This window comes from Chitinophaga sp. RAB17 (assembly GCF_052114225.1).
GTDB lineage: Bacteria > Bacteroidota > Bacteroidia > Chitinophagales > Chitinophagaceae > Chitinophaga.
This window is the reverse complement of record NZ_JBFREI010000008.1, coordinates 298,497-322,955: the sequence shown is the minus strand read 5'-3', so window position 1 is coordinate 322,955 and position 24,459 is coordinate 298,497. Positions and strand designations below refer to the sequence as shown.

The window sequence follows — 24,459 nt, the reverse complement described above, 5'->3', positions numbered from 1 at the left end:
GCAGACAAACAACCAGTCGCCCACAAACAAACGGGATGCTGTCCGCCACCGCCACCCTGCCTTCGGGCCATCAATAAATAATAATCCTTGTTCCCTATTTCCTAAAGAAAACAAACTCCTTTAGCGATCATCTCAGTAATAAAAAAAATTGTATGAAACCAAAATTGTACGCCCTTGTATGGCTTTTCCTATTGTCTTATACTGCTTATGGACAAACAATTGAAGGAATTGTTGCGGATAAAAAGCAACCATTGGTAGGCGCTTCTGTAAAAATAGTGGGGCGTAATACCGGCGCCGCTACCGACCTTGGCGGACACTATAAAATAGCGATTCAACCCGGCACCTATAAAGTGAGTGTCAGCTACATAGGCTACCAAACGGCAACAAAAGATGTTACTGTCACCACCGGTCAAAATGCATCGCTGGACTTTATCCTTAACTCCACCGATGACCTGAATGAAGTAGTGGTACTGGGCTCCAGGAGTGCTCCCCGCAGCCAGCTCACCACCGTTGTACCGGTAGATGTAGTCGATGTAAAACAAATAGCACAATACTCTCCACAGGTAAGTATTAACCAGATACTCAATTATGTAGCCCCCTCCTTCACCTCCAATACCCAGGCCCTGTCTGATGGAACGGATCACATAGATCCCGCTTCCCTGCGTGGTCTTGGCCCCGACCAGGTATTAGTGCTGATCAATGGCAAAAGAAGACATACCACTTCCCTGGTGAATATAAACGGCAGCTTTGGTAAAGGATCTGTAGGTACAGACCTGAACGCCATTCCCACTGCCGCCATCAAAAGAATTGAAATACTGCGTGATGGCGCAGCTGCACAATACGGTTCAGATGCGATTGCAGGCGTGATCAATATCATTCTGAATGATGAAGTGAATAAGGTAAACGTGAATGTATCTACCGGCGGATATGTATCAAAGCATTCAGAAAACAACCTGGACGGACAGAATGTACAAGCCAATATCAACTATGGTCTCCCACTGGGTGACAAAGGCGGTTTCATTAACCTGGCCGGTTCTTACGACTACCGCAATTATACCAACCGCACCGGCACTTTCACCGGTACCATCTTCAATGATTATAACGATCCGGCCCTGGCCACCGTACCAGGTACCCCTACCGGAAAAGATATCACTGACCAGGAACTCGCTAAAAGAGGATTAACCCGCAATGACTTTAATTCAAGAATCGGGCAGTCGGCCAACCGCGGTGGTAGCCTGTTTTTCAATGCTTCCCTCCCCGTTAGCGATAAAGCAGAAGTGTATGCATTTGGTGGTTTAAATTATCGTCATGCTGAAGCAGCTGCTTTTTTCAGAACACCTTCCCAGCTTACACAGAACAATGATACAATCTATCCCAATGGCTTTCTGCCGCTGATTGTTACAGACAATCGCGACAAGTCACTGGCAGCAGGTATCAGGGGCTCTCTGCATGAATGGAAAGTGGACTTCAGCAATACTTTCGGCGAAAATGGTGTTGACTTCACCGTAGATAATACCCTCAACGCATCTATGCTGAAAGCCTCTCCTACTTCGTTTGAAGCTGGTGGCTACCGCTTTCAGCAAAACACCACCAATCTGGATTTCAGCCGGTTTTTCAGTGATCCGTTAAATGGCATCAACGTTGCCTTTGGTGCAGAACATCGCTATGAAAATTATCGCATACTGCCAGGTGAAACATCTTCCTATACCAACTACGGCAATGCGCTCAAAATTGGTACGGATGCTACCGGAAAACCTATATTAATTCCGGATCCTAAAGGAAATATTCCAACCCGCTTCGCGGCCAACGGCAATGCCTTTGCCGGCGGTGCACAAAGCTTTCCGGGTTTCAGTCCGGATAACGCCACCAACGCCTCCCGTACGGCTATTGCCGGTTATGGAGATGTGGAAGTAAACTTTACAGAAAAACTCCTGGTAGATGGTGCACTCCGATTTGAAAACTACTCCGATTTTGGTTCTACGCTTAACTGGAAACTGGCTGGCCGTTACCTGTTCAGCCCTAAACTCCTGATAAGAGCTGCTGCCAGCACTGGCTTCAGAGCACCGTCCCTGCATCAGCGATACTTCAATGCCACCTCCAGTATATTCACAGATGGTGCATTCGTGGAATCAGGCACTTTCACCAACGATAGCCGTGTAGCGGCTTTGCTGGGAATACCTAAATTAAAACAGGAAACTTCCCGCAGCTACAGCGCCGGCCTCACCAGCAATCTCGGCCCGTTGAAGTTAACAGTAGATGGTTATTACATCCGTATAGATGACCGCATTGTATATACCGGTCAATTCTCCGGTAAACAAAACGGCACACCGAAAGAACAGGAAATTTATAATATTCTCCGCTCTGCCAACGCACAAACAGCGCGGTTCTTCGCCAATGCCATCAACACTGAAACTAAAGGTATAGACGTGGTGATCACCTACACTGCACATCCGGGCAAAGGTAATTTTAAGGCAGACCTCTCCGGTACATTTACGAAAACCTCCCTGGTAGGGCCTATCCATTCATCCTCTCAGTTAGCCGGCCTGGAAAGCACTTATTTTGATGAGGCCAGCCGCATCTACCTGGAGTCTGCCGTACCACAAACAAAAGCGAATCTCTCACTGAATTATTCTATTCAGAAATGGGGTTTCTTCCTGCGTAATGTGTACTTCGGAAAAGTAACGGAAGCCACCAATATAGTAGCCAACCAGGATGTATACAGCGGTAAGGTAGTCACCGATCTGAGTGCGAGCTATCGTTTCATTCCCGGTTTACAACTTACTATTGGTGCCAATAACCTGTTGGATGTATACCCGGATGAGTTATCTCTGGCTAACCAGAGTTCCGGCCGCTTCCTTTACTCCCGTGCATCACAACAATTTGGCTTTAACGGCCGGTTCCTGTTTGCGAGATTGAGTCTGAGTTTTTAAAGATTTACTTTTAGCATGAATAAAAAAGTGGCTGTCTCTATAGAGATAGCCACTTTTCTTTTATCACTGATTTTACTTTTCCGCTTCCAGTTGCTGAATGATAGATTTATAATTATTGATCACATCCGGGTCCGCTGCATTATCACTATCTGCTACATATGTTTTTAACTCCCGCAGATACTCTTCTTTGAAAGCTTTATTCTGCGGACTCGCCTTATACTGTATCCACGCTTTCTGCACCTCCTGCTGATTCTCTGCCATTTTCCTCACGATGCCGTAGTTGGATTCATCACTTAAGATCACAATATTTTTTTCATAGCCCGGAATATATTTCACGACGAAAGTTTCATTCACATTTGGAATAAGGATGCCGTTCCTGATCGGATAAATAGCTGCCGACATCGTAGAAAAACCAGTCAGCACATCTTGTCCATCTGCTGTTTTCACCAACACATCATAATCATAAATATACTGGTCGTTGAGCGTGGAATTTGTTTGTTCTTCCTTTGTGATAATAGCCGAACCTTTAATGCCATACGCATTTAAAAACCAGGCATTCAGCATATGCGCCAGAAAGATGTTGGCCATGGGCATCAGGAGTGCAAGTATACCATATACGGCCTTCTTTCTCCAGGCAAATAATAATAGAAAAAATAGCAGAATAATCGGGAATGACCATCCCGGATGATGGCTAAGAAAATAAAGAATGGCAGATATAATTTTCATGGGCTACAACTTTTAAACAATAGGTTCTTCTTTCTAATCAAGACAAACCTACTACTAAAAAATCGTATATGGAAACAGTATTATTGCCCTGTCAGAAGTACGAACAACGGACTTGTCTCAATGAAGTCCGCCTGGCATTATCCATTCTCTTAAAGTAGTATCCAACAGAAACTTCATGGGTACCATTGTTATAGGAACGAACTTGTTCTCCATAGGCGCTATCTTTATCCATCAGGAGATTAAAACAAAAAAGCCTTGTAAACTTTCATTAACAAGGCTATATATCTTTCGTACAGCGGGTTCGAACTATTGGGAGAGATTTTTATTCACTGCACTCTATTCTGCATTTAACTATGAACGTAACAACAGCTCAATAGATTCCAGTCGGGGTACGCTGATTCCAAGTCTTCTTGCTTCTTCCAGTACATCTTTACAAAATGACTTCACCTCTTCCGGGTTCGAGTGATTCATAAGAGAATGCCTCAAAGCCGGACTGAGTTTTGTGAGAGCCTTCATGGCTAAACCAACCAACAGGGGAGGGAGTTTAAAGATAGCCGCTTCTCCTGCATCTGCCTTAACATCTATTCCCCGCTTCTTCAACACTGGAAATATTTCCCGTACATTCAGTGTTACACTCTTCATATGAGAGATGGATGTTACCACCGATCCTATTGATCCCGCTTTTAATGCCTGAGAGAGCATACCAGCATTTACTGCGAAGTGAATCCATAACCACCTGCGAAAGTCATTGTGTTCATTTATCCTGAATCCTGCTGTCCGAAACAGATTACGAACTGCCACGCCTCTTTCTGTGAGATCTTTAGCTAATTGTACCTTTCCGAAAAGTGCTCCATTCAGCACGCCATTTTTGTCAAAGCCGCCGGCGGCCATAGGAAATCCCCATACCACCTGATGAAGAGGAAGAGCCGCAGCAGCTATGAATGGATCATTCCAGAAGTTATTGAATATAAGGATCGTTGCTTTTCCTGCCCGGGTATTTAAGAATGCAGCTACTTTATCAAACTGATAGTGTTGTACGCTGACGAAGATCAAGTCGTAGTCATGGTCAGGAGACAGGTCTTCCCGCATACGGATCTGCCAGTGTTCTTTAACCTTAGTTCCTTTTAATCCGAATATGTTTAAAGGTATAACTGATCCGTATTCTTTGGCCCTGCCTGGCCGTACATAAAAATCAACTGAATGACCAGCTTTTTCCAGTGCCCAACCGTATTGCGCAGAGATTACCCCGCGTCCGAACATTAAGATTCTCATCGTAAAATTTTATATTTATGACGAATTTAGAGCTAATATTAGGTAGATAGATGTAGGCACGGCAAGGTATCTTAGGCACTTTGAAGAAAGAAATGTACATAGCAATGGATGACGAGAAAAAAAAAGCTGAGATTTTTTTAGAACTGCAGAAGATCGTATCTGTAGGGGTAGATTTTGATAAGAGTAACACGTTGTATAACTGTTGTACCCTTATTTCTGATAAATGGAATCTGTTAATCCTGATAACGCTTATGGGTGAAACCAAACGGAATAGCGAACTCCTGCAACAGATCAAAGGTATCTCTCCTAAAATGCTGAATCAATCCCTTAAAAAACTGCTCGATTATAAATTGATTGAGAGAAAGCTATATCCTGAAGTTCCGCCAAGAGTAGAATATACAATAACTGATTTTGGAAGAAGTTTATCTGAACCGTTGATTGCTTTGTTTAAATGGCATGAGGGCTGGAAAGATAAATTTGAGATTAAAAAATAATGTATTTAGCAGACACTTTTCTCAAATACATATACATGATGAAACCTCTGGACTCTTTTGTGAAGGATAAAAGAAATAAGCTTGTCTGATTAAGAGGAAATTGCTTTTGAAAAGGGTAAATCAGTACTAAAGCTGTTTAGGCCGGATAGACTTTCAACATATAAAAAAAGGTTGCTCAAAATGAGCAACCTTTTTCTTGTACCACGTACGGGAATCGAACCCGTGACTCCTCCGTGAAAGGGAGGCGTCTTAACCCCTTGACCAACGCGGCGCATCATTTTCGGATTGCAAATGTAGGATGTTATTTTATATTTCCAAAAAAATATTTTCATAACCTAAATTTATATTGATTAATAAGGGTATTGGTTGTAAATTCGCTCTCGATTTTTTCATACTCAAATCACGATGTAAAATGGGAACTACTCTCAAAATTGGTATTAATGGTTTCGGTCGCATTGGCCGCTTGGTATACCGCCAGATTTACAAAATGCCCGGCATTGATGTGGTAGCTATCAATGACCTCACCAGCCCTAACGTGCTGGCGCATTTGCTGAAATACGATTCAGCACAGGGTAGATTCGATGCAGACGTTAAGCATTCTGAAAACGCAATCAATGTGAACGGTGAAGATGTGAAAATATATGCACAGAGAGATCCGTCTCAAATTCCATGGAAAGAGCATGACATCGATGTAGTAATCGAATGTACCGGTTTCTTTGCTGACAGGGATAAAGCTGCTGCTCACATTACTGCCGGTGCTAAACGTGTTGTTATCTCCGCTCCCGCTACAGGTGATCTGAAAACGATCGTTTTCAACGTTAACCACGCCATCCTCGATGGCAGCGAAACTGTTATCTCCTGCGCCTCCTGCACCACCAACTGCCTGGCTCCTATGGCTAAAGTTCTGCAGGACAGCTACGGTATTGCTACAGGTTTAATGACCACTGTACACGCTTACACCAACGACCAGAACACCCTGGATGCTCCACATCCAAAAGGTGACCTGCGCCGTGCACGTGCTGCTGCTGCTAACATCGTACCTAACAGTACTGGTGCTGCAAAAGCAATCGGACTGGTATTGCCTGAACTGAAAGGTAAACTGGATGGTAGTGCACAACGTGTTCCTACTATCACCGGTTCTTTAACTGAGCTGACTACCATCCTCAACAAAAAAGTAACTGTTGAAGAAGTAAACGCTGCCATGAAAGCTGCTTCCAACGAATCTTTCGGTTATACTGAAGATGAAATTGTAAGCTCTGATGTCATCGGTATTCACTTCGGTTCTCTGTTTGATGCAACTCAAACCAGAGTACTGACTGTTGGTGAGCACCAGATGGTTAAAACCGTATCCTGGTACGATAACGAAATGAGCTATGTATCACAACTGGTGCGTACTGTTAAGTACTTTGCCGGTCTGATCAGCAAATAATTATACGAAGTACTCCCGGCGCAAACCGGGAGTCTTTAAATTTCCGCGGGACTACACCATAGCAGCAATTGGCCAGAAATTTTTTGGTTGTATACTTGCTTTGCGCTGTTGGTACCGCGGTTTTTTAATAATACCCCTTTCTCGTTATCTTAAATTGATACATATGAGCAAATTCTCTGACTATAATTTCAATGGCCGCAAAGCCTTGATTCGTGTGGATTTCAACGTTCCCCTGAACGATAAATTTGAAATCACCGATGATACCCGCATGCGCGCAGCTGTACCTACTATCCAGAAAATTCTGAAAGATGGTGGTGCCGTTATCCTGATGTCTCACCTGGGTCGTCCGAAAGATGGTCCTACCGATAAATACTCTTTAAAACACCTGGTATATCACCTCGTTTCTTTATTAGGTGGTGTTACTGTAAAGTTTGCAGAAGACTGCGTAGGTCCGGTTGCTGAAAAAGCTGCTGCCGACCTGCAGATGGGCGAAGTGCTGTTACTGGAAAACCTGCGTTTCCACAAAGCAGAAGAAAAAGGTGACGCTTCGTTTGCAGAACAACTGTCTAAACTGGGCAATGTATATGTAAATGATGCATTTGGTACTGCACACCGTGCACACGCCTCTACTGCCGTTATTGCACAATTCTATGCACCGGAAAACCGCATGTTTGGTTTGCTGATGGAAGCGGAAGTAAACAGCGCCCAGAAAGTACTCAATGATGCCGCTTCTCCTTTCACCGCTATTCTCGGTGGCGCCAAGGTGAGTGATAAAATACTGATCATTGAAACCCTGATGGATCGCGCCAATAACCTCATTATTGGTGGCGGTATGGCGTATACTTTCCTGAAAGCACAAGGCAAAGAAATAGGTAGCTCCCTTTGCGAAAATGATAAACTGGACCTGGCCAACGAACTGGTAGCAAAAGCAAAAGAAAAAGGTGTGCAGCTGATATTGCCAGTGGATTCTATTGCTGCTGATAAGTTTGCTGCTGATGCCAATACCCAGGAAGTTTCTAATGATAACATCCCTGCAGGATGGATGGGCCTCGACATAGGACCTAAGTCTATTGCACTGTTTGCAGAAACCATTGCTGCCTCCAACACTATTTTATGGAACGGTCCTATGGGCGTATTTGAAATGGCCGCATTTCAGGCTGGTACCAAAGGTGTAGCTGACGCTATTGTTACTGCCACTGCAAAAGGAGCGTTCTCCCTCGTAGGTGGTGGTGATTCCGTAGCTGCTGTAAACCAGTTCGGTATCGCAGACAAGGTAAGCTATGTATCTACCGGTGGTGGCGCTTTACTGGAGTTCTTCGAAGGAAAGGAACTGCCAGGCATTGCTGCTATCAGCTAAGCTGTAGTAGTAAAATATAAGGCGAAAAGCTATCACAGCGATGAAGGGTTTGCGAAAAATTAATATGCGCAACACTTCATCGCTGTAATAGCTTTTCGCTTTTTTATATCTTGCATACAATCATTAACACTTTTTTGTCATGAACAAACGCTTTCTATGGTACCCCGCCATCATCGGTGTTTTCGCCGCGCTGATCTGGGTGATCCTTCAGAAGGGACAATCTCTCCCCGTTAACCCGCACGCCATCGCTCCTGCTGCGCCGGTATCGGCTGCTGTAGATACACATAGCTGGTGGCGCTACCTCGACAATCTGAAACACCCACTGGGACTGCTGCTACTGCAAATTATTGCGATTATGCTTACCGCCCGGTTGTTTGGTATTATCGCCAATAAATTAAAGCAACCTGCAGTAGTAGGCGAAATCATCGCCGGCGTATTGCTGGGGCCTTCCCTGTTAGGTTGGGCCATGCCTGCTTTTTCCACCTTCCTGTTCCCTGTAGAATCCCTTAAAAACTTACAGTTCCTCAGCCAGATAGGGCTGGCCTTCTTTATGTTTATTGTAGGCATGGAACTGGATCTCAGTAAAATCAGGAATAAAGCCCACGATGCAGTCATGATCAGTCATGCCAGCATTATAGTCCCCTTTTTCCTGGGCGTTTGGCTGGCTTATTTCCTCTTTACCCGCTTTGCCCCTGCTAATGTTAGCTTTTTATCTTTTGCCTTGTTTATGGGCATTGCGATGAGTATTACCGCATTTCCAGTGTTAGCCCGTATTGTCCAGGAAAGGAAACTAACCCATACTCCCCTGGGCATTATGGCTATTACCTGTGCCGCTGCCGATGATATTACCGCCTGGTGTATTCTGGCTGTAGTAGTAGCTATTGTAAATGCTGGTGGCGTATTAAGTGCGGTAGTCACCATTTTGCTGGCATTGGTATTTGTGACAGTGATGCTGCTTCTGGTACGTCCCTGGCTCGCCAGAATTACCGCGGCACAAATGGCAAAAGGCAGAGAGAAAGCATCAGTATCCCTGGTATTTTTTGTACTCCTGATATCCGCCTGGCTGGCGGAAGTAATAGGTATACACGCTTTATTTGGCGCTTTCCTGGCAGGTGTGATCATGCCTGCCAACACCAATATCAAAACACTACTGACCGATAAGCTGGAAGATGTAAGCGTCATGTTGCTGCTGCCTATTTTCTTTGTTTATACCGGTTTAAGAACACATATCGGTTTATTGAACCACGGAGATCTATGGATTGTATGCGGCATGATTATGCTGGTAGCTGTGGCAGGTAAATTCGGTGGCAGTACTTTTACCGCAAGACTCATGGGTCAAACCTGGCGGCAGTCGATATCTATCGGCGCCCTGATGAATACCCGCGGGTTAATGGAGCTGGTAGTACTCAACATTGGTTTTGATCTTGGTATTCTATCTCCCGAAATATTTGCGATGATGGTGTTAATGGCACTGGCTACTACCTTTATGACAGGTCCATTGCTGGACCTGGTGGCCTTCAGTGAAAAGCGTAAAGGCTTAATGACTGTGTAGCAAATCCGGTATGGTATTGTTGCAATACAATGCTTAAAGCCCGTGGAACAACTACAACAAACATCCAACTTCCACTGGTGTAATGATATAAAAAAAGAGCGTGTATCCTATTGATACACGCTCTTTTTTTATATCGTTACACCAGTGATGGTGATTACTTCTTTTTAGTAGTATGCTTCTTTTTAGTCGCAGTATGCTTTTTAGCGCTGTGGTGTTTCTTTGCAGTATAATGTTTTCTGGAAGTAGTCGTTGTTTTCTTGGCTACTGTGGTGCTCTTGTCTCCCATTCTCACTGCTGGTGGGAATTTGGATTTATCTACACCTACTGCTTTATCATCCAGTGTGAGCTGAACGGATTCTTTCAGCATTTCATCTTTTTCAGCCATGAACAGCTTCATCTTTTCTTTCGGGATGCGCAGGTCATAGTTATTTTCAGCGCTGCTCATTGCTTTGGTAAAACCAGGATTGAAGCGGTCTAACTCTGCCACCTGCATATCCAGTTTCTTTGCAATAGCTTCCAGGCGATATTTGCCGGTTACGTTGATTTCTACAGTATTGAATATTTCGTCTTCTGTTAACGGTCCTCTTGCGATAGGCGCAGATACGTTATCAGCAGCCGGCATATTTACCGTAATAGTTGGATTTACATCATCACTTACACCGAAGAAGTTATTGAATCTGTCGAGTATATAACCGGTAGCGATGAATTTGTATACGTGGTTACGTGATTCTGCAGGCAGGAAATATTGCATGCCCCAGAAGTCTTTACGTCCGCTGGCATTGATAGCGCGTTGTACGCCACCTGCACCACAGTTGTAAGCAGCTACTACCAGCAACCAGTCATCAAACTGTGCATACAGTTGATTCAGGAACTGAGCGGCAGCCAGGGTAGATTTATAGAAATCTTTTCTTTCGTCTACTTTTTTACCCACGCTTAAACCAAAGATGCGGGCAGTACCAGCCATAAATTGCCAGGCGCCTACTGCACCCACTCTGGAGCGGGCATTGGTGTTAAAGCTGGATTCAATCACCGCGAGGTATTTCATTTCCTCAGGGATACCATTGTCACGGAACACTTTTTCAATCATATTGAAATAAGGTTGGCCCTTATCAATCATGATTTGTAAATGCTGACTATACCGGGTAGCATAGTTACTTACGTAACCGGCAACCAGGTTATTATTGATCTGTTCATATACTTTCGCGCTGCGAATAGTATTAGGCAGACTTTGTGCTGCTTTTTTCACGGCCACGGAGGTCGGTGACGCCTGTACAGTTGTATCCTTCGGTAAACGTACCTTGTGATTCAATTTCAGTACAGAAGTATCAGGCGCTCCAATCGGATACACCGTCTCTTTAGGATTGCTATTGCCCCCCATCGCACTCACACTCAATAAACTTGTTGCTGGCAACAGCAGTAGTAAAAAGATTTTTCTCATACAATTTATTTTAAACAACAGTAACCTGCTCCTTAGCCATCACCTGATGAGCTATATGTAACAAGTTTGCTTCGCTAAACTTCTTTGTGATGATCTGTACACCGTATGGCATCCCGTTTGAATGCCGGTACAAAGGAACGGATATAGCCGGAACCCCTGCCAGATTTGCCAGTACCGTATAAATATCTGCAAGGTACATAGCTATAGGGTCATCTGTTTTTTCCCCTAATTTAAATGCTGTGGATGGCACAGTTGGCATTAAAATGGCGTCGTATTCTTCTAATATATCGTTGAGTTTATCTGTTACAAGACGCCTAACCTGTTGTGCCTTAGTATAGTATGCGTCATAGTAGCCCGCGCTCAGCACAAAAGTCCCCAGTAATATACGACGTTTTACCTCTTTTCCAAATCCTTCTGATCTACTTTTTTTGTAAAATTCGGTCAGATCCAGGTTTTTCTCGGGTGTTCGGTGCCCATATTTCACCCCGTCAAAGCGGGACAAATTGGAGGATGCTTCTGCTGTAGTGAGCACATAATAGGCCGGAACTACATGGTCAAGGTACTCAAAACTCTTTCCTGATACCGTATGACCCAGTGACTGCAAACTTTCAAAGAAATCAATATAGCCATCTTTCATCTCTGCATCCAGACCATCGTGGTACTGGGCATCTCTTAAATACGCAAATTTGAACGATTTATTGTTCTCCAGGTTTTCCTTATAGTCAGGCACTTCTTTTTGAGAAGCAGTACTATCGAACTCATCTGGTCCTGCTATCACCTGTAGAACAGACGCCACATCGGCAATATCCTTGCCAAAAATACCGATCTGATCAAATGAAGAAGCATAAGCAATGAGCCCATAGCGTGAAATACGGCCATAGGTGGGCTTTAGTCCAACTATGCCACAAAAGTCAGCCGGTTGGCGAACAGAGCCACCGGTATCGCTACCAAGACTCACCTGGCATAAATCTGCCTGTACAGCTACCGCAGAACCGCCGGAGGAGCCACCCGGTACACGGGTATTATCCAGGGCATTCAGGGTAGGTCCAAAAGCAGAATTTTCATTGGTAGACCCCATTGCGAATTCATCGCAGTTGAGATTCCCAATGATAATAGCATCTGCAGCCAACAATCTTTCGACTGCAGTAGCAGAAAACAGGGAAGTAAACCCTTCCAGTATATGGGAAGCGGCACTTACATTATGGCCTTTATAGCAGATTACATCTTTAATACCAACCACCACACCTGCGAGTGCACCCAGCTTTTCCCCGTTTTTAATGCGGGTATCAAGCTCACGTGCCTTTTCCAGGGCCTCCTTCTCATACACTTCCAGGAAGGCATTCAAATGTTTTAGCTGGGCTATACGGTCAAGGTAATAACGTACTCTCTCCGTACAGCTTGTGCTGCCGGCGTATAATGCTTTATGGAAAGTAATTATACTGCTGAATTCAGACAAGACTAAACCAGTTAAAAATTAAACTAAATCAGGAATATACTCTCTACAGGGAGCCGGGCTGATTACTGCCCGTTATGCTGTTGCGTAGCATCCGAAATTACAGTGCTGGTTGTATGCGGCGCATCAGTGGTTGCCGGTGCTGAAGGTTGAACAGGCTTTTCTTTCATACCTTCTTCTATTTCCTGGCGCACATTGTTCTTGGCGTCATTGAATTCACGGATACCTTTACCCAGGCCACGCATTAATTCAGGGATTTTCTTGCCTCCAAAAAGCAGCAATACTACCACAGCAATTAAAAGCAGCTCGGACATTCCTATATCCTGAAGAATCAAAAATGATGATTTAACAAAAACAGCAGTCATCTTCTCAAATGTTTATATTGTTCAGGCGACAAAGATAGAGCATATAATCGGCTTTTTCACCCCTTTGCGTTATCCGGCCTGAGTTTTAATACCATTTTAAGCACACGAAAAAAGCGGCACCGGTAAGGTCCCGCTTTTAACAAATTTCCCTGTATTTATACTAAACCCTTTTTTCTTTGATACGGGCTTTCTTACCAGCACGTTCGCGCAGGTAGTAAAGCTTAGCTCTTCTTACCTTACCCACCTTGTTCAACACGATACCATCGATATGAGGAGAGTAAAGCGGAAACAGTCTTTCCACACCAATGCCATCAGAAATTTTTCTAACAGTGAAAGACGTTGTGGATCCTGTACCCTGGATTTTCAACACATCACCTTTAAAGGACTGAATCCTTTCTTTATTACCTTCCACGATTTTATAGTTGACAGTGACGTTGTCGCCTGCTTTAAACTTCGGGTACTGTTTGTTAGCTGTCAGTTGTTCGTGAACAAACGAAATTGCGTTCATCTTTCAAATATTTATGGGAGTGCAAAAGTAAGTCAAGAAATAGCATTTACCAAATTAAAAATCAAGAAATTATGTTATTCAAATGGTAAAGCGATCTATATGACCTATGTATCATTAAGTTATAACAGGTCGGGCCTGCGTTGTTTTGTTCTTTCTACTGATTCCTGGTGTCTCCATTCATCGATTTTCTTGTGATCACCGCTGAGGAGAATGTCCGGCACTTTCCAGCCACGGAATTCTTCGGGGCGGGTATAAACCGGAGGTGCCAGCAAATTATCCTGGAACGAGTCAGTTAAGGCACTGGTTTCGTTGTTCAGCACACCTGGTAACAGGCGGCCAATGGCGTCTACCAAAACGGCTGCTCCCAGCTCTCCCCCACTCAGCACATAATCGCCGATGGAGATCTCCTTCGTGATAAAATGGTCACGGATACGCTGATCTATTCCCTTGTAGTGCCCACACAGCATCAGCAGGTTGCCTTTAAGCGACAGCTGGTTGGCCATTTTCTGGTTCAGTGTTTCGCCGTCAGGAGTGAGGTAGATGACTTCATCGTACTGCACCTTTGCCTGAAGCGATTCAATCGCATTTACAATAGGCTCCAGCATCATGACCATCCCTGCACCACCGCCAAACTGGTAGTCGTCTACCTGGCTGTGTTTCAGACTGGAATACTGCCTGAGTGGGTGTACATGTATTTCCAGTAAACCTTTGGCCTGTGCTCTTTTCATGATAGAATGAGACAATGGGCTTTCCAGCAGTTCTGGTAATACGGTGATTATATCTATTCGCATAGCTTGTTTTAGCTTTTAGCAATTAACTATTAGCTGTTGGCCTTTAGCGCGTCACTAATGGCTAACAGCTAAAAGCTATCCGGTGTACAATTCAATCAAACCTTCCGGCAGATTCAGGTGTACCATCTGATTCTTCTTGTCTACTTTCACCAATGACTGTTCATTCACCGGCAACAGGGCTTCCTTGCCCTTAATGAATACTTTCACAAGTACCTGCATCGGCATCTCGATCACCTCTTCAATGGTGCCCAGAGGGCCATATTGCTGATCTTCCACGGCATACCCCAGTAAAGCCAGGGGAGCTGAAGAAGCGGTTTGTTGTTTAAAGTCATCTTCCTGCAGGAATACCTGTGCTGGCATCAGTTTATGGGCAGCTTCTTTGGTATCAATACCTTCCAGCTTGATATACACACTTTCGCTGTCTTTCACGGTCACCTGCTGAATAAAGTAAGGAATAAAGCTGTTCTTCCGTTCTTCCAGGAAAATAACGGTTACTCCCTTCAGGGATGATTTTTTGCCGAGGCTGTGTCTTAAAATCAGATCTCCCTGCAAACCATGCGCTGATGCGAGCTTACCTATACTAAAATAATTACTCATAATCCCGGCTTTTAGCCATTAGCTTTTAGCAGTTAGCCTTTAGCGAGTTATTAACAGCTAAAAGCCAATGGCCAAGAGCTGGTTCAATAAAAATTAAAAAAGGAAATATTTGCGGTTGCAAATATTTCCTTTTTCAGGTATTGTTAAAACGTTCCCGTTTTATGCTTCTGTACCTTCTCCTTCTGCTGCTGGTGCTTCAGTCGCTGGAGCAGCTGGAACGTCTTCTACCTTTCTTACGATTGGAGCAGCAATCCTTGCTTTCTTGTGACCGTCGCGGCGGGCAGAAACTTTTTGTTCGTGTTCAGCTTGCCATTGTGCGAACTTTTGGTAAGCAGTAGGCTCGTCGAACAGGTTCAAAGTAACACCTCTTAACAGGTGTTTCAAATACAATACACCTTTGAATGACAAGATTCTTCTAACAGTATCAGTAGGTTGTGCACCTTTCTGCAACCAACGCAATGCCTTTTCGGTATCGATGTTGATGGAAGCTGGAACTGTTAAAGGATTGTAAGTACCAATTTTCTGGATGAATTTACCATCTCTTGGTGCGCGTGCATCGGCTACTACGATAAAATAGAAAGGCCTTTTCTTCGCGCCATGTCTCTGCAGTCTGATTTTTACTGGCATAAATAAGTCGAGTTATTTTTTGCGAGTTAGGAAATATTGTTTAATTAGGGATGCAAATGTAATCAGTAAGTTGATATTTGCAAAAAATATTTATGTCAATCTGATCTTATTATCTCACCATTCCCTTCAAACCCTTACCACCACCACCAAATTTATTCATCATCTTCATCATCTGCCGCATTTGCTCGAACTGCTTCATGAACTGATTGACATCCTGGATGTCTTTTCCAGCTCCTTTTGCAATGCGTTTACGGCGGCTTCCGTCGATCATATCGGGATCGGCACGCTCTGCCTTCGTCATCGAGTTGATCATGGCCTCAATGCCCTTAAAAGCATCATCGCTGATGTCTAAGTCCTTCACTGCCTTCCCAACTCCAGGGATCATACCCATCAGATCTTTCAGGTTACCCATTTTCTTGATCTGCTGCAGCTGCTCCTTGAAATCGTCAAAATCGAACTGGTTCTGACGGATTTTCTTTTCCAGCTTCTTGGCCTGTTCTTCGTTAAACTGCTCCTGTGCACGTTCTACCAGGGTGGTGATATCACCCATCCCCAGGATACGCTGCGCCATACGTTCAGGATAGAAAACATCGAGGGTATCGAGTTTTTCACCCATGCTCACGAATTTGATGGGCTTTTCTACCGTGTATTTGATAGTCAGCGCCGCACCACCGCGGGTATCACCATCCAGTTTGGTCAGTACTACTCCGGTAAAGTCCAGGCGTTCGTTAAACGCTTTGGCGGTGTTTACCGCATCCTGGCCAGTCATGGAATCCACCACAAACAAAATTTCCTGTGGTTTAACAGCTGCTTTCACGGCTGCTACCTCGGTCATCATCGCTTCATCCACCGCTAAACGGCCGGCAGTATCGATGATGATAACGTTGAAGCTGTTTGCTTTTGCATGTTTGATGGCATTTTCAGCAATCTGAACCGCATTTTTATTCTCCGGTTCGCTATATACTTCTACGCCTATCTGCTCTCCCAGTACTTTCAGCTGATCAATCGCCGCAGGGCGGTAAATATCTGCTGCTACCAGTAAAGGCTTTTTATTTTTCTTGGTTTTAAGGAAACTGGCCAGTTTACCAGAGAAGGTGGTTTTACCGGAACCCTGTAAACCTGCTATCAGGACTACAGTAGGATTGGATTTGAGGTCAAATTCGGCCTCGGTACCACCCATCAGTTCCGCCAGTTCATCCTTCACGATCTTCACCATCAGCTGTCCGGGCGAGATAGAGGTTAATACCTTCTCTCCCAGCGCTTTATCCTTTACCTTATCAGTAAATTCCTTGGCAATCTTATAGTTCACATCCGCATCTACCAATGCACGACGGATCTCTTTAACAGTAGTGGCTATATTTATTTCGGAAATCCGGCCTTCCCCTTTAAGCTGTTTAAACGCGGAATCGAGTCTCTCTGATAATGATTCAAACATTGTTGGTATTTTAAACGGACTGCAAAAGTATATTTTTTTAGCGGAATTTGTCTTACTCCAGATGATACTGCCTGCACAGATTTCTTTCTAGGGATTAAAAAAGATTAGCGAAGACCGTTGCGGATGTCGCATCTGTCTTCGCTAATCTTTATAAAATCTTTACAAAATCAACTAAAAAAATCAGGACAATCGGTGTAATCAGTATCATCCTGAGCTAGACAACATTCGTTATCCCAGGTAATTGCGGAGCAATTTACTTCTGGAGGTGGTTCTGAGTTTAGTGATGGCTTTGTCTTTGATCTGACGAACGCGTTCACGGGTCAGGCCAAATTTTTCGCCGATATCTTCGAGCGACATGGGATGTTCAACGGCGATGCCAAAGTACAGCATGATCACGTCTTTCTGACGGTCTGTTAAAGTAGAGAGGGAACGTTCTATTTCGCGGCGGAGTGAATCGTGATGATCTAGTTCTTCGTCTGCGCTAACGGCGTTCGGGTTTTCGAGTACATCCAGCAGGGAATTGTCTTCCCCATCAATAAACGGCGCATCCATAGACACGTGGCGGGCAGCTACACCGAGGGTAGCTTCCACTTCTTCCGTATTAATTTCCAGGATGGTAGCGAGTTCGTCGGGAGATGGTTCTCTTTCATATTCCTGTTCCAGCTGGGAGTACGCTTTGCTGATCTTGTTGCTCAGGCCCACTTTGTTAAGAGGTAAACGAACAATTCTGGATTGTTCTGCCAGAGCCTGCAGGATAGACTGACGGATCCACCATACGGCGTAGGAAATGAATTTAAAACCGCGCGTTTCATCAAAACGTTGAGCAGCTTTAATTAACCCGAGGTTCCCCTCGTTGATCAGGTCACTGAGCGACAGCCCCTGGTTCTGATACTGTTTCGCAACGGATACCACAAAGCGAAGATTTGCTTTAGTAAGCTTCTCCAACGCTCTCTGATCGCCCTGCTTGATCCGGATAGCCAGGTTTACCTCTTCTTCCGGCGTAATTAAATCCACTTTCCCAATCTCCTGTAAATACTTTTCCAGGGATTGAGACTCCCTGTTGGTAATGGATTTAGTGATTTTAAGTTGGCGCATTGACATAGAGTCGGAACAGTTACAGGTTAATAAAAAGTTAAGATTTGATGAATGCCTGACAAAAATAACTTTTTTTAGATAGCCACCAAAAAAAATCTATTGTTTTTAAATCATTTCCAAATAAAATCGATTGATCATTAAGGGCTTGCAATTCTCGTGGAAATTCGCCACTATGGAGGCAAAACACGCGGCCCCTCCATATGTTTAATTTTAATATTTATTAAAAACATAATATATATAGTTTTACTAAGGCGAATAAAGTTTTTAGGTATTCTATAAAAAAAAACCGTAAATTATTTTGACAGAGTAAAATATTTTCTATAATTGCAACTGGATGATATTGATTTACTAATTATTTGAGAGATGTCTAAGAAAGTGCTTTACGAGTTAGAATTTCCGGTACGGTGCTCACCCGGTATCCTGTATGAATTCTTATCTACGCCCGCTGGTTTACAGGAGTGGTTTGCAGATAGAGTTGATTTCAGAGATAATGTTTTTTCCTTTTCCTGGAACGGTACTGCTGAAGAAGCAGAAGTCCTGGAACAAGAGGAAGATGAGTACATCCGGCTGCACTGGACGCATGCTCCCAAAGAGGAATATTTTGAGTTCCGCATACAAATTTCTGAAGTAACGAATGAAACTATCCTGATAGTAAAAGATTTCGCAGAGAAGAAAGAAGTGAAGGACCAAAGTCAACTGTGGGAATACCAGGTGAAAGATCTCTTCCACCGCATCGGCAGCTAAATGCCCCGCTTATTGTCAAGTATACTGAGTAGCGTGGCATATGCTGCTACTACGTCAGTAATTATTTCGCCCCAATGACCGATCACGAAGGGTTTAGCCAACTTAATAAAATCATTACGGCTAACCAGCGTCTTCCACTCATCTAAACTTAGCGTGTCTATGAAACAATAATTTCCATTTTCGAAATCATGCTCCCAGGGATTTTCCTGCACGTAGACCTGAAATCCGGCTTCCGCCAGCTTCGTATACTCTTTTTCCAAGGTAGTGCTGAAATGCGCTTTTACTTTACCCGCCAGGTGCAGGGTAGCGATGAAGTAATGCCCCCACCAGAACATGGTACGGAAGGCAAAGACGCCTGTTTTACTGAAATACCGCGGATAGTCCAGCATTACCCATGGCAACCCTTTATACTGCTCTCCCCTCGAAATTTTACCACCCTGCAACAGCCATTCCGGCTCAAAGGGAAAATCTGTGTCCCGGTCATAAGCCGCCAGCGCTGTCTGCAAATTTCCCATCAGCCCCATTACTTTGTCTATTGCGCTGTTTTTCAAGCGAATAAAGTGAGCGCTGCCTATAATTGAAGCCTCTTCAGGCGTTAAATCAAAATTTTCCATATAATTTTAACGGTATTTTCAGGTGAGGCTTGGCACTCCTTTGTGAAATCGTGCTAACTTTACCGTTTAGTAGCATCCTGAATAGTAAAATACGAATATCGGGATTCCATTTTTTTTAATACCGCATTATCAGTGAAAAAACTCGACAAACTAATCATCAAAACATTTCTGGGTCCTTTTGTTGCCACCTTTTTTGTCACCTTATTCGTGCTGGTAATGCAGTTCCTCTGGAAGTATGTGGATGACCTGGTGGGTAAAGGTTTGGATACAGGTGTGATCATCCAGCTGATATCCTATACCAGCGCCACACTGGTTACCCTGGCCCTGCCGCTGGCGGTATTACTGTCTTCCATCATGACCTTTGGTAACCTTGGGGAAAGTTTTGAGCTGGTAGCCCTGAAATCTTCCGGTATTTCCCTCCTCCGGTTCATACGCCCCTTACTGTTTGTTTGTACCATCATCGGTATTCTGGCCTTCTTATTTGCCAATTATGTGATCCCCGTAGCTAACCTGCAGGCAAAATCTTTGCTCTACGATATTACAAACTCAAAACCTGCGTTTAATATCAAAGCAGGGGTTTTTTATAAAGATATTCCTGATTATACCATCAAAGTAGCGCAGAAGGACAAAGACAATCAGACCATCCACCAGGTAATGATCATTGATCATAAAAACGGAAATGCCATGATCCTGGCAGAGAAAGGGCAGATGGTACTGACAGCCAACAAACGTTTTCTGTATTTTGTACTGGAAAATGGCTGGCGTTATGAAGAAAGAGGTAACCGGGGATACACCGTTCCGGGAGACATGATAAGACAAGGCTTTAAGAAATATAGTAAAGCGTTTGACCTTAGTTCTTTTGCCTTTAACCGGTTAAACATGGATCTGTTCGCCTCTAACCAGCAAATGCTGAATGTACGACAGCTGGATGTGGCAATAGATTCTATGCAAAAAGCAGAAGTTCAGTTCAGTAAAACAATAAATTCGTATGTAACAGTACGTTATCCGTTTTTTAAATGGAAGGATACCGCGTGGGCCGCCACTGCGCCACCACTGAAAGCAAAAAGTTTTGAAGGGATTATACCGGAAAAAAACATGCGCTCGGTGCTGGATAGAGCAGAACAGAATGTACGTGAAACGCAGAGCGCCCTGGAGCAGCCTACTCAGGAGTATGAAGACAAACACGGTCTCATCCTGATGCATAAAGTAGAATGGCAGCGTAAATTCACATTGGCAGCAGCCTGCATTGTGATGTTCCTGATTGGAGCCCCGCTGGGCTCTATCATTCGAAAAGGAGGCCTCGGTACACCATTGGTTTTTGCAGTGATATTCTTTGTTATCTTTAACGTGTTTTTCATGATCGGGGAAAAAATGGCCAGAAGTGGCGTGATGTTTACCTGGTCGGGAATGTGGTTATCCAATATAGTTTTACTGCCTATTGCAGGTTTCCTTATTGTTAAGGCTATGAATGATTCACAGCTATTTAATAAAGAATATTATTTTCGCATTATTCAACAAGTAAAAAAGTTCTTACAGAGATTTAAAAAGCAACCTACAATTTAAAACCTACAGACTTGAAAACGCTGTTTACACTGTTCAGGAAGAATACCTACTTCTTTCTGCCCTTCTTACTATGGTTGATAGTAGGAGGAGTGATGCTGGCAACCTACAGCCAAAGGGAATTATTTCTCAGTATTAACGGGAAACATTCCGAATGGGGCGATGTGATTGTCACCGGGCTGACTTACCTCGGTGATGGTATTATGTTTGGAATAGTTTTGTTTCTGATGCTGATTACGCAAAGATTCAGATTATTTTTTATAGGACTGGCAGTATTACTGCTGGTCACCATTATAGTACAGGTAGCCAAACATTATTTTGATGCTCCCAGGCCCATCAGCTATTTTGGCGCTGAAACGGCCACCCTGGTACACACGGTAAAATGGGTGAATGTACATAGTAGCTGTAGTTTCCCGTCCGGACACTCTGCTGCTGCATTTGGCATGTTCAGCTTTCTGGCGCTGATTTCGCGCAATAAAAAGCTGGGTTTAGTGTTAATAGTGATGGCGCTTTGTGCTGCTTACTCCCGTATCTATCTGGCACAGCATTTCTTTGCCGATGTTTATGTGGGTAGTATAGTGGGCACCCTTAGTACTATTACGGTATACGGATTTTTTAAATTCAGGGATACCACGTCATCGCCGGAAGTATGTGCGGAAGCAATGCTACAGGCAAATACCACTACGTAAAAAATACAGATTACGAATTATAGATGACGGATTTGCGGGTAGATCATCATGCGAATAAATCATTCGCCGATATCTATCTGCAAATCCGTCTTTTGTAATTGGGCATTTGTATACTAAATATTTAAAAACTGTCAATGAAATACCTGTTGATTGCCCTGGTGGCTGCTTTACTATTCATACCTTTTTTAGGTGCTGTACATTTATTTGACTGGGACGAGATAAACTTTGCTGAAGCAGCACGGGAAATGATAGTGAGTCACAACTATAGCCAGGTGCAGATAGACTTCCGGCCCTTCTGGGAAAAACCGCCGCTGTTTATCTGGATGCAGGTGGGAAGTATGATGATATTCGGTGTAAACGACTTTGCCGCCCGTTTTCCCAATGCCATTATCGGCATTGCCACTATTGTCAGTTTATTTGCCATTGGTAAAAAACTGAAAGATGAAAATTTTGGTTTCTGGTGGGCCCTGGTGTATGCCGGTTCCTGGTTACCACATTTCTATTTTAAGTCAGGCATCATAGACCCTACTTTTAATTTCTTTATTTTCCTTTCCATCTACTTTGCCTATCGTATAGGCTACGACAGTAAAACCTTCCGCATGGCCATTCTCAGTGGCTTATTCCTGGGACTGGCTGTATTAACCAAGGGGCCTGTGGCCATACTCGTGGCGTTACTCACCCTGCTGGTATACTGGATCTGGAACAAGGGAAAAATAAGTATCCGCTTTTCTCATATTGGGCTCATTGCCTTATTTGCCTGCTTAACCACCCTGTTATGGTTTGGCTACGAAATTATCGCGCATGGCTGGTGGTTTGTAAATGAATTTGTGGCTTACCAGATCCGCCTGCTGACAACAGAAGACGCCGGTCATGGTGGTCCTTTCTTCTACCACTGGATTGTACTGCTGATAGGATGTTTCCCCGCCAGTACCTTCCTGTTCACCTATTTACAAGGCAGAAAGAAAACCATCTACTCCACTCCTGCTGCTATCGAAATGAAAGATTTCAAAATATGGATGTGGGTGTTATTCTGGGTAGTGCTGATCCTGTTTTCCATTGTAAAAACGAAGATTGTTCATTATTCTTCTCTCTGTTATTTCCCGCTTTCTTTCCTGGCTGCATGGCAGGTATATAAATTATCTGAAGGCAAACAGCAATTACGGAGCTGGAATATTGCACTGATCCTGTTTGTCGGGCTTTTGCTGGGCCTGGCAATTGCCGTATTACCGCTGGTGGGTGTTTACAAGGATATGCTGATTCCTTACATCGGCGATAAGTTTGCCGAAGGAAACCTGCAGGCAGTAGTACCCTGGTCTGCTGCAGAAGCGGCTTACGGTGCCGGCTATATGATTTTAGTGATTGTAAGTGGTGTGTTACTGATGCGGAAGCAAATTACCAAAGGATTGCTTTGCCTGTTTATCAGTTCCATCCTGGTAATACAGGTTACAGTACTACACTTTGCACCTAAGATAGAGGCTTACTCACAGCGGGCAGCCATCGACTACTTCATTTCCTTACAGGGCAAAGATGTATATGTAAAAGCACTGGGCTATCACAGCTATGCACAACATTATTATTCAAGGGAACAACCGCACGCCAATAAAAATTATTATGACCTGGAATGGTTGCTGAACGGTCAGATAGATAAGCCCGCCTACTTCATTTGCCGTATTACGGATAGTGAGCCTTACCGCCATCATCCTAACCTGGAAGTGATTGGAGAGAAAAATGGATTTGTGTTCCTGAAACGGAAATAACGATCCGCAGTTTGAGCGCGGTACGAAGCGAAAGAGAAAGCCCTTCCGGTATACCGGAAGGGCTTCATTATTTAAATAGCATACTGTGTTTATGCAGCGTTATAGCGTTTTTCTACCTCTTCCCAGTTAACGGCATTCCAGAATGCGTCAATATATTCAGGGCGTTTATTCTGATGTTTCAGGTAATATGCATGTTCCCATACATCAAGCGCCAGAATAGGAGTGCCTTTGTCTTTCACTATATTATGCATCAAAGGATTATCCTGATTAGGGGTATTGATGATGGCCAGTTTTTTATCCGGCGTAACAATCAGCCATGCCCAACCCGAACCAAAAACGGTTTTTGCGGCGTCATTGAATTTTGTCTGAAATGTTTCCCAACTACCGAAGGCATTGGTGATGGCTGTTTTCAGTTTTGCGGAAGGCGTTTGTTTAGTGGGCGATAGCAACGTCCAGAAGAGGGAGTGGTTATAGTGTCCTCCGCCGTTGTTGCGGACCGCTTTGTCTTTATCTGTCACCTTCCTGAGTATTTCTTCCAGTGTAAGGCTGGCAAAAGCACTGCCGGCAATGGCATCATTCAGGTTTTTCACATAGGCAGCATGATGTTTATCATGGTGGATTTCCATTGTGAGCTTGTCGATATTGGGTTCCAGTGCATCGTATCCATATGGTAAAGCAGGAAGTACAAAGGGTGCTTTAGGATCGGCAAAAGCCGGCTGGCCGGATACAGAAGAAGTGGCCAGACTGCTCAATGGCCCGCTTAGAATAGCGGCGCCGGCAAGACTGGTAAGCTTGAGAAATTCTCTCTTATCCATATTTATTTTTTTAAATATATTATAGTGTAATAAAGATCGAAGTCAGCCGCGAAAGGCCACAAATATTAAACCAAATCTCATTGGTGGGAAGAGATGAAAAGTAATATTAAAACTAAGGTAAAAGTATAAAAACAGGAATTTAATATCAAAATAAAGGAAAACTTTTAGGTTGTTTTCATATTAAATTACTATTTTACCATACATTCATATC

22 protein-coding genes and 1 tRNA gene are annotated in these 24,459 nt (G+C 43.8%); 9 read left to right on the top strand and 14 right to left on the bottom strand.

The window, feature by feature from the left end:
* The first annotated feature begins 152 nt into the window (after nt 1-152).
* Nucleotides 153-2,930: a TonB-dependent receptor gene (locus tag AB4Z08_RS25280; RefSeq protein WP_441576562.1), complete on the top strand. Its 2,778-nt coding sequence runs from the start codon at nt 153-155 to the stop codon at nt 2,928-2,930.
* 72 nt (nt 2,931-3,002) lie between these two features.
* Here the strand turns inward: AB4Z08_RS25280 and AB4Z08_RS25275 are convergent, their stop codons facing one another.
* Together AB4Z08_RS25275 and AB4Z08_RS25270 are read right to left on the bottom strand one after the other, a co-directional pair.
* Nucleotides 3,003-3,656 carry a hypothetical protein gene (locus tag AB4Z08_RS25275; RefSeq protein ID WP_441576561.1) on the bottom strand — a complete coding sequence of 218 codons (654 nt, stop codon included), beginning with the start codon at nt 3,654-3,656 and terminating at the stop codon, nt 3,003-3,005.
* Nucleotides 3,657-4,007: 351 nt separating this feature from the next.
* A complete protein-coding gene (locus tag AB4Z08_RS25270) occupies nt 4,008-4,928 on the bottom strand; it encodes a ketopantoate reductase family protein (protein WP_441576560.1) in 921 nt (306 codons plus the stop codon).
* 104 nt (nt 4,929-5,032) lie between these two features.
* On the opposite strand from AB4Z08_RS25270, the gene AB4Z08_RS25265 reads away from it, so the two are divergent.
* Nucleotides 5,033-5,422: a winged helix-turn-helix transcriptional regulator gene (locus AB4Z08_RS25265; protein WP_441576559.1), complete on the top strand. Its 390-nt coding sequence runs from the start codon at nt 5,033-5,035 to the stop codon at nt 5,420-5,422.
* 199 nt (nt 5,423-5,621) lie between these two features.
* Here AB4Z08_RS25265 and AB4Z08_RS25260 read toward each other — a convergent pair.
* Nucleotides 5,622-5,693: transfer RNA gene (locus AB4Z08_RS25260), tRNA-Glu, on the bottom strand.
* Between the two features lie 141 nt (nt 5,694-5,834).
* Between AB4Z08_RS25260 and gap the strand changes: the two genes are divergently transcribed.
* From gap to AB4Z08_RS25245, 3 genes are all read left to right on the top strand, one after another.
* Entirely contained in the window at nt 5,835-6,851 is a 1,017-nt protein-coding gene (gap, locus tag AB4Z08_RS25255) for a type I glyceraldehyde-3-phosphate dehydrogenase (RefSeq protein WP_441576558.1), read from the top strand.
* Between the two features lie 163 nt (nt 6,852-7,014).
* Nucleotides 7,015-8,208, top strand: a complete 1,194-nt coding sequence (locus AB4Z08_RS25250; RefSeq protein ID WP_441576557.1) for a phosphoglycerate kinase — start codon at nt 7,015-7,017, stop codon at nt 8,206-8,208.
* A gap of 139 nt (nt 8,209-8,347) precedes the next feature.
* Nucleotides 8,348-9,760, top strand: a complete 1,413-nt coding sequence (locus tag AB4Z08_RS25245) for a cation:proton antiporter domain-containing protein (RefSeq protein ID WP_441576556.1) — start codon at nt 8,348-8,350, stop codon at nt 9,758-9,760.
* Between the two features lie 154 nt (nt 9,761-9,914).
* On the opposite strand, the gene AB4Z08_RS25240 is transcribed toward AB4Z08_RS25245, so the two are convergent.
* The 9 genes from AB4Z08_RS25240 to AB4Z08_RS25200 all read right to left on the bottom strand — a co-directional run bounded on the left by AB4Z08_RS25240 (nt 9,915) and on the right by AB4Z08_RS25200 (nt 18,069).
* Nucleotides 9,915-11,198 (bottom strand): transglycosylase SLT domain-containing protein, encoded by a 1,284-nt coding sequence (locus AB4Z08_RS25240; RefSeq protein WP_441576555.1) that lies wholly within the window; start codon nt 11,196-11,198, stop codon nt 9,915-9,917.
* A gap of 10 nt (nt 11,199-11,208) precedes the next feature.
* Nucleotides 11,209-12,654 carry an Asp-tRNA(Asn)/Glu-tRNA(Gln) amidotransferase subunit GatA gene (gene gatA / locus AB4Z08_RS25235; protein WP_441576554.1) on the bottom strand — a complete coding sequence of 482 codons (1,446 nt, stop codon included), beginning with the start codon at nt 12,652-12,654 and terminating at the stop codon, nt 11,209-11,211.
* 62 nt (nt 12,655-12,716) lie between these two features.
* Nucleotides 12,717-13,016, bottom strand: coding sequence for a Sec-independent protein translocase subunit TatA/TatB (locus tag AB4Z08_RS25230; protein ID WP_441576553.1), 300 nt, complete (start codon nt 13,014-13,016; stop codon nt 12,717-12,719).
* Between the two features lie 160 nt (nt 13,017-13,176).
* Nucleotides 13,177-13,524 (bottom strand): 50S ribosomal protein L19, encoded by a 348-nt coding sequence (gene rplS, locus AB4Z08_RS25225; RefSeq protein ID WP_133807268.1) that lies wholly within the window; start codon nt 13,522-13,524, stop codon nt 13,177-13,179.
* A 119-nt stretch (nt 13,525-13,643) separates the two neighbouring features.
* A complete protein-coding gene (gene trmD, locus AB4Z08_RS25220; protein ID WP_133807269.1) occupies nt 13,644-14,315 on the bottom strand; it encodes a tRNA (guanosine(37)-N1)-methyltransferase TrmD in 672 nt (223 codons plus the stop codon).
* Nucleotides 14,316-14,390: 75 nt separating this feature from the next.
* Nucleotides 14,391-14,912: a ribosome maturation factor RimM gene (gene rimM, locus AB4Z08_RS25215; protein ID WP_441576552.1), complete on the bottom strand. Its 522-nt coding sequence runs from the start codon at nt 14,910-14,912 to the stop codon at nt 14,391-14,393.
* Between the two features lie 159 nt (nt 14,913-15,071).
* A complete protein-coding gene (rpsP, locus tag AB4Z08_RS25210; RefSeq protein WP_331970810.1) occupies nt 15,072-15,539 on the bottom strand; it encodes a 30S ribosomal protein S16 in 468 nt (155 codons plus the stop codon).
* A 109-nt stretch (nt 15,540-15,648) separates the two neighbouring features.
* Nucleotides 15,649-16,974: a signal recognition particle protein gene (gene ffh / locus AB4Z08_RS25205; RefSeq protein WP_441576551.1), complete on the bottom strand. Its 1,326-nt coding sequence runs from the start codon at nt 16,972-16,974 to the stop codon at nt 15,649-15,651.
* A 228-nt stretch (nt 16,975-17,202) separates the two neighbouring features.
* Nucleotides 17,203-18,069: a sigma-70 family RNA polymerase sigma factor gene (locus AB4Z08_RS25200; protein WP_079473598.1), complete on the bottom strand. Its 867-nt coding sequence runs from the start codon at nt 18,067-18,069 to the stop codon at nt 17,203-17,205.
* 363 nt (nt 18,070-18,432) lie between these two features.
* On the opposite strand from AB4Z08_RS25200, the gene AB4Z08_RS25195 reads away from it, so the two are divergent.
* A complete protein-coding gene (locus tag AB4Z08_RS25195) occupies nt 18,433-18,813 on the top strand; it encodes an START-like domain-containing protein (protein WP_089888975.1) in 381 nt (126 codons plus the stop codon).
* Here AB4Z08_RS25195 and AB4Z08_RS25190 read toward each other — a convergent pair.
* A complete protein-coding gene (locus tag AB4Z08_RS25190) occupies nt 18,810-19,427 on the bottom strand; it encodes a hypothetical protein (RefSeq protein ID WP_441576550.1) in 618 nt (205 codons plus the stop codon). The two genes, AB4Z08_RS25195 and AB4Z08_RS25190, sit on opposite strands and share 4 nt — an antisense overlap.
* A 132-nt stretch (nt 19,428-19,559) precedes the next feature.
* Between AB4Z08_RS25190 and AB4Z08_RS25185 the strand changes: the two genes are divergently transcribed.
* The 3 genes from AB4Z08_RS25185 to AB4Z08_RS25175 all read left to right on the top strand — a co-directional run bounded on the left by AB4Z08_RS25185 (nt 19,560) and on the right by AB4Z08_RS25175 (nt 23,433).
* Nucleotides 19,560-20,990 carry an LptF/LptG family permease gene (locus tag AB4Z08_RS25185; RefSeq protein WP_441576549.1) on the top strand — a complete coding sequence of 477 codons (1,431 nt, stop codon included), beginning with the start codon at nt 19,560-19,562 and terminating at the stop codon, nt 20,988-20,990.
* 11 nt (nt 20,991-21,001) lie between these two features.
* Nucleotides 21,002-21,676: a phosphatase PAP2 family protein gene (locus AB4Z08_RS25180; RefSeq protein ID WP_441576548.1), complete on the top strand. Its 675-nt coding sequence runs from the start codon at nt 21,002-21,004 to the stop codon at nt 21,674-21,676.
* Nucleotides 21,677-21,810: 134 nt separating this feature from the next.
* A complete protein-coding gene (locus tag AB4Z08_RS25175; RefSeq protein WP_441576547.1) occupies nt 21,811-23,433 on the top strand; it encodes an ArnT family glycosyltransferase in 1,623 nt (540 codons plus the stop codon).
* A gap of 89 nt (nt 23,434-23,522) precedes the next feature.
* Here the strand turns inward: AB4Z08_RS25175 and AB4Z08_RS25170 are convergent, their stop codons facing one another.
* Nucleotides 23,523-24,248: a superoxide dismutase gene (locus AB4Z08_RS25170; RefSeq protein ID WP_441576546.1), complete on the bottom strand. Its 726-nt coding sequence runs from the start codon at nt 24,246-24,248 to the stop codon at nt 23,523-23,525.
* Between the last annotated feature and the right edge of the window lie 211 nt (nt 24,249-24,459).